Below are 4978 nucleotides of genomic sequence, written 5' to 3'. Positions count from 1 at the left end.
GGGGTGGGGGCAGGGCGCCGCCCGCGCTCGGGTTGCCGAGGACGACCACCAGCAGGATGACCAGGCCGATGCCGATCGTGCCGAAGAGGCCCTGCAGGGCCAGGGTGGCCGCTCCCACGGCGAAGATGATCAGGGCACCCAGGCCCCAGAGGGCAGCCGTGCCGCCGGGCAGGGCGTCGAGGACCGGGCCGGCGATGAGGGCTCCGCCGAGGCCGCCGACGATCGCGACGAGGGCCGTCGCCCCCAGGCGGATCGCGGCGCGGGAAGGGTTGGAGGGTTTGGCGCCGGCGCTGACGGCGAGGGCCGCGGCGCCCAGGTAGCCGCCCACGCACCAGCCGATCACCAGGTAGAAGGACGACAGGCCGTTGGGGTCGTGGGGCGCGGACGGGATCACGTCGACGGTGCGGAGGGTGCGCCGCTCGGACTTCTCCAGGTTCGTGACGAGGGCCGTCAGCGTGGTGGACAGGACCCGGCCGCCGCCGGAGGCGACCAGGAGCGTGTCGGTGGTGCCGGACGGGTCGATGATCAGCGCGGCGTCGATGTCGCGGTTGCTGATCCCGGTCCGGGCCGTCGCCTCGTCCGGCAGGGTGCGGGGGTCCAGGGGGGAGCCGGGGAGCCGTTCCAGGCGGGTCGTCGTCTGCTCGGCCGCGGCCTGGGGGGCCACCACGCCGATCGGCACGTCCCGGGGTTTCGGGTCGTGCAGCGCTCCCACGTACGAGGCGATGAAGAGCAGCTGGAGTGCGACCACACCGAGGATGAGCAGGGTGGCACGGGGGGTGACGGCGTCGGTCACCTCGGCACGGAACGAGCGGTGCGGCATGCCTCCACGGTCGGGGGCCGCCGGGTGTTTCCGCAGGTGGGGCGGGGCCGAACGGATGTCGCACATACATTCGAGGATGGAGGTATGGTGGGGGTGAGGTAGCTGGGAACAGATGTTCGAGAGCGGGTTGCTCACGAGTGCGGGAGGTGCGTGTGCCGGAGTTCACGCATCTGCACACCGTCTCCGGATTCTCGTTGCGCCATGGCGCCTCGCACCCGGAGCGGCTGGCCGAACGTGCCTCCGAGAGGGGCATGGAAGCCCTGGCCCTCACCGATCGCGACACGGTCGCCGGTGCGGTCCGGTTCGCCAAGGCCTGCGCCGAGCACGGGGTCCGTCCGCTGTTCGGGGCGGATCTGGCGGTCGGGCTGGGCGCCGGGAAGCAGGAGCGGCGCCGGACCCCGGTGCGCGGAGGTGCCTTCGTCGACGAGTCGGCCCCCCGTGCGGTCTTCCTCGCCCGGGACGGTGCCCGGGGGTGGGCCGCGCTGTGCCGGCTCGTCTCGGCGGCGCACGAGGGGGAGGGGGCGACGCCCCTGCTGCCCTGGGAGCACAACCGTGGCGAGGGACTGACCGTGCTGCTCGGGCCCGACTCCGACGTCGGGCGCGCCCTGGCCGCGGGACGCCCCGACCGGGCGGCCCGGCTGCTGGTGCCCTGGCGGGAGGTCTACGGCGACGACCTGCGGCTGGAGGCCGTCTGGCACGGCCGGAACGGGACCGGGGCCGGATCGCTGCGGCTGGCCGCCCGCACCGTCGGGTTCGCCGCCGAGCAGGGCGTCCGGCCCGTGCTCAGCAACGCCGTACGGTACGCCGACCCGGGTCTGGGGCCGGTCGCCGACGTCCTGGACGCGGCCCGGCGCCTGGTGCCCATCGACCCCACCAAGGAGCTGGACTCCGGTGAGGCCTGGCTCAAGGACCCGGGGGCCATGGCGCACGCGGCCGAGCGGATCGTGGAGGCCGCAGGGTTCCGGCGGGAGCTCGCGCACCGGCTGCTGGAGCAGACCGCGGCCACCGCCGCCGCGTGCCTGGTCGACCCCGAGGACGATCTCGGGATCGGCACCGTCCGCTTCCCCGAGCCGCATCTGGTCGGCGCCGGGCGCCGCACCGCCCAGCGGGCACTGGCCTCACGGGCGGCGGCGGGAATGGTGCTGCGCGGGTACGACCGGCGGCGGGAGTACTGGGAGCGGATGCACCACGAGCTGGACATCATCGCCCACCACGGGTTCGCCTCCTACTTCCTCACCGTCGCCCAAGTGGTCGACGACGTCCGGGAGATGGGCATCCGGGTGGCCGCCCGGGGGTCCGGGGCCGGGTCGCTCGTCAACCATCTGCTCGGCATCGCGCACGCCGACCCGATCGAGCACCGGCTGCTGATGGAGCGGTTCCTGTCCAAGGAGCGGGTCGTGCTGCCCGACATCGACATCGACGTGGAGTCCGCGCGCCGGCTGGAGGTGTACCGCAAGATCATCGACCGGTTCGGTGCCGAGCGGGTCGCCACGGTCGCGATGCCGGAGACGTACCGCGTACGGCACGCGATCCGGGACGTGGGGGCCGCCCTGTCCATGGACCCGGCCGAGATCGACCGGGTCGCCAAGTCCTTTCCGCACATCCGGGCGCGGGACGCCCGGGCCGCGCTGGAGGAACTGCCCGAGCTGCGCGCGCTGGCGGGGGAGAAGGAGAAGTACGGCAGGCTGTGGGAGCTGGTCGAGGCGCTGGACGCCCTGCCGCGCGGGGTCGCCATGCACCCGTGCGGGGTGCTGCTGTCCGACGCCTCGCTGCTGGCGCGCACGCCGGTCATGCCGACCAGCGGCGAGGGCTTCCCGATGTCGCAGTTCGACAAGGACGACGTCGAGGACCTCGGGCTGCTGAAGCTGGACGTGCTGGGTGTGCGGATGCAGTCGGCCATGGCGCACGCGGTGCGGGAGGTGGAGCGGGTCTCGGGGGAGAGGGTCGACCTGGACGCCCTGCCCGAGGGGGATCCGGAGACCTACCGGCTGATCCGGTCCACCGAGACGCTCGGCTGCTTCCAGATCGAGTCGCCGGGGCAGCGGGACCTGGTCGGGCGGCTGCAGCCGGCCACCTTCCACGACCTCGTGGTCGACATCTCGCTGTTCCGGCCCGGGCCGGTCGCCGCCGACATGGTGCGGCCGTTCATCGAGGCGCGGCACGGGCGGGCGCCCATCCGGTATCCGCACCCGGATCTGGAAGGGCCGCTGAAGGAGACGTACGGGGTCGTCGTCTTCCACGAGCAGATCATCGACATCGTCGACATCATGACCGGCTGCGGGCGCGGTGAGGCCGACCGGGTGCGGCGCGGGCTGTCCGACGCCGAGTCGCAGGGGCGGATCAAGGTGTGGTTCGCCCAGCACGCGGCGGCGAACGGCTATGACGCGGAAACGATTCAGCGCACCTGGGAGATCGTCGAGGCCTTCGGGTCGTACGGTTTCTGCAAGGCGCACGCGGTCGCCTTCGCCGTGCCGACCTACCAGTCGGCGTGGCTGAAGGCGCATCACCCGGCCGCCTTCTACGCCGGATTGCTCACGCACGACCCCGGGATGTACCCGAAGCGGCTGCTGCTGGCGGACGCGCGGCGGCGCGGGGTGCCCGTGCTGCCGCTGGACGTGAACAAGTCGGGCGCCGCCCACCGTATCGAACTGGTGTCCGGTAAATGGGGTCTGCGGCTGGCGCTCTCCGATGTGCACGGCATCAGCGAGGCCGAGGCGGCGCGGATCGCCGAAGGGCAGCCGTACGCCTCGCTGGTCGACTTCTGGGAGCGGGGCCGCCCCAGCCGTCCGCTGGCCCAGCGGCTCGCGCAGGTGGGCGCGCTGGACGCGTTCGGCGCCAACCGCCGCGACCTGCAACTGCATCTGACCGAGCTGCACCGGGGCGCGCGGGGCGCGGGCGGTGGACAGCTGCCGTTGGCCGGCGGGCGGCGGACGGCACCGGCCGGACTGCCCGACCTCACCTCCGCGGAGCGGCTCAGCGCCGAGCTGGGCGTGCTCTCCATGGACGCCTCGCGCCACCTGATGGACGACCACCGGCAGTTCCTCGACGAGCTGGGCGTGGTGTCGGCGCGTCGGCTGCGCGAGGCGCGGCACGGGGAGACGGTGCTGGTCGCGGGAGCCAAGGCGGCCACCCAGACGCCACCGATCCGGTCCGGCAGGCGGGTCATCTTCTCCACCCTGGACGACGGCACGGGCCTGGTCGACCTCGCCTTCTTCGACGACTCCCACGACGCCTGCGCCCACACCGTCTTCCACTCCTGGCTGCTGCTGGTGCGCGGGGTGGTGCAGCGGCGCGGGCCGCGCAGTCTCAGCGTGGTGGGCAGCGCCGTCTGGAACCTCGCGGACCTGCTCGACGTGCGCCGGGAAGAAGGTCTTGAGGGGGTCGCGGCCCGGCTGGCCGGGGGCGGAGAGACCGGCGGTGGCGACGGTTCCGGTGACGACGGCGAGGGGGCCGCGCGCCGGCGGCTCGCCGGGTCGGAGGGCGCGCCCGCGCCGACGGGTTCCGCCGCCCAGGACCCGATGGAACGGCGGAGGATCCGCATGGCCACGGGGTACGAGATGCACCCCTGGGCCGATCTGCGTCCCGCGGGTGAAGGGCCCGCGGTGGGAAGGAAGTTGTGGCACCAGAGTCCGGGGAGTGCGGGATGACCATCCTCTGCGTACGTTTCCAGCTGCCTCCGACGAGCGAGGCCGATCTGCCGCGGTTGCTCGGGATGCTGGAGGAGTTCACACCCGTCGTCCAGGCCCTGCCACCGGACGGGGCGCTGGCCGACCTGCGGGGTGCCGAGCGGTACTTCGGGCGGGACGCCGTCGAACTGGCCTCGGTGATCCGGGTGCGCGCCCTCGCCCTGTACGGCGTGGACTGCGTGATCGGCGCGGGGCCCGGGCCGATGCTGGCCCGGGTGGCGCTGCGCCACGCCGTGCCCGGGGTGACGTGCGCGGTGCCCGAGGAGCCGGACGCCATCGCGGAGTTCCTCGCGGACAAGCCCGTCTCGGCGCTGCCCGGCGTGGGCGCCGCGACCTCGCGCACCCTGACCGACTACGGCCTCGACACCCTCGGCCGGGTCGCCACCGCGCCGCTGTCCACGCTCCAGCGGCTGGTCGGCGCGAAGGCGGGCCGCGAGCTGCGCGAGAAGGCGAACGGTGTCGACCGCGGCCG

Annotated in this window: 2 protein-coding genes and 1 pseudogene; 2 read left to right on the top strand and 1 reads right to left on the bottom strand. The window is 73.8% G+C overall.

All coding sequences use genetic code 11. From position 1 onward, the window contains the following. On the bottom strand, positions 1–820 hold an 820-nt coding region (locus RIN80_RS13065), incomplete at its 3' end, for a DUF3533 domain-containing protein (protein WP_309095747.1). Between the two features lie 152 nt (positions 821–972). Here RIN80_RS13065 and RIN80_RS13060 point away from each other — a divergent pair. Then, positions 973–4467, top strand: a complete 3495-nt coding sequence (locus RIN80_RS13060; protein ID WP_309095746.1) for a DNA polymerase III subunit alpha — start codon at positions 973–975, stop codon at positions 4465–4467. Continuing rightward, positions 4464–4978, top strand: a pseudogene (locus tag RIN80_RS13055) (hypothetical protein); the annotation flags it as partial. The gene RIN80_RS13060 and the pseudogene RIN80_RS13055, both read left to right, overlap by 4 nt.

The organism is Streptomyces sp. (assembly GCF_031181705.1).
Taxonomy (GTDB): Bacteria; Actinomycetota; Actinomycetes; order Streptomycetales; family Streptomycetaceae; genus Streptomyces.
The sequence above is the reverse complement of the archived record's forward strand: the minus strand, read 5'-3'. Positions and strand labels throughout refer to the sequence as shown.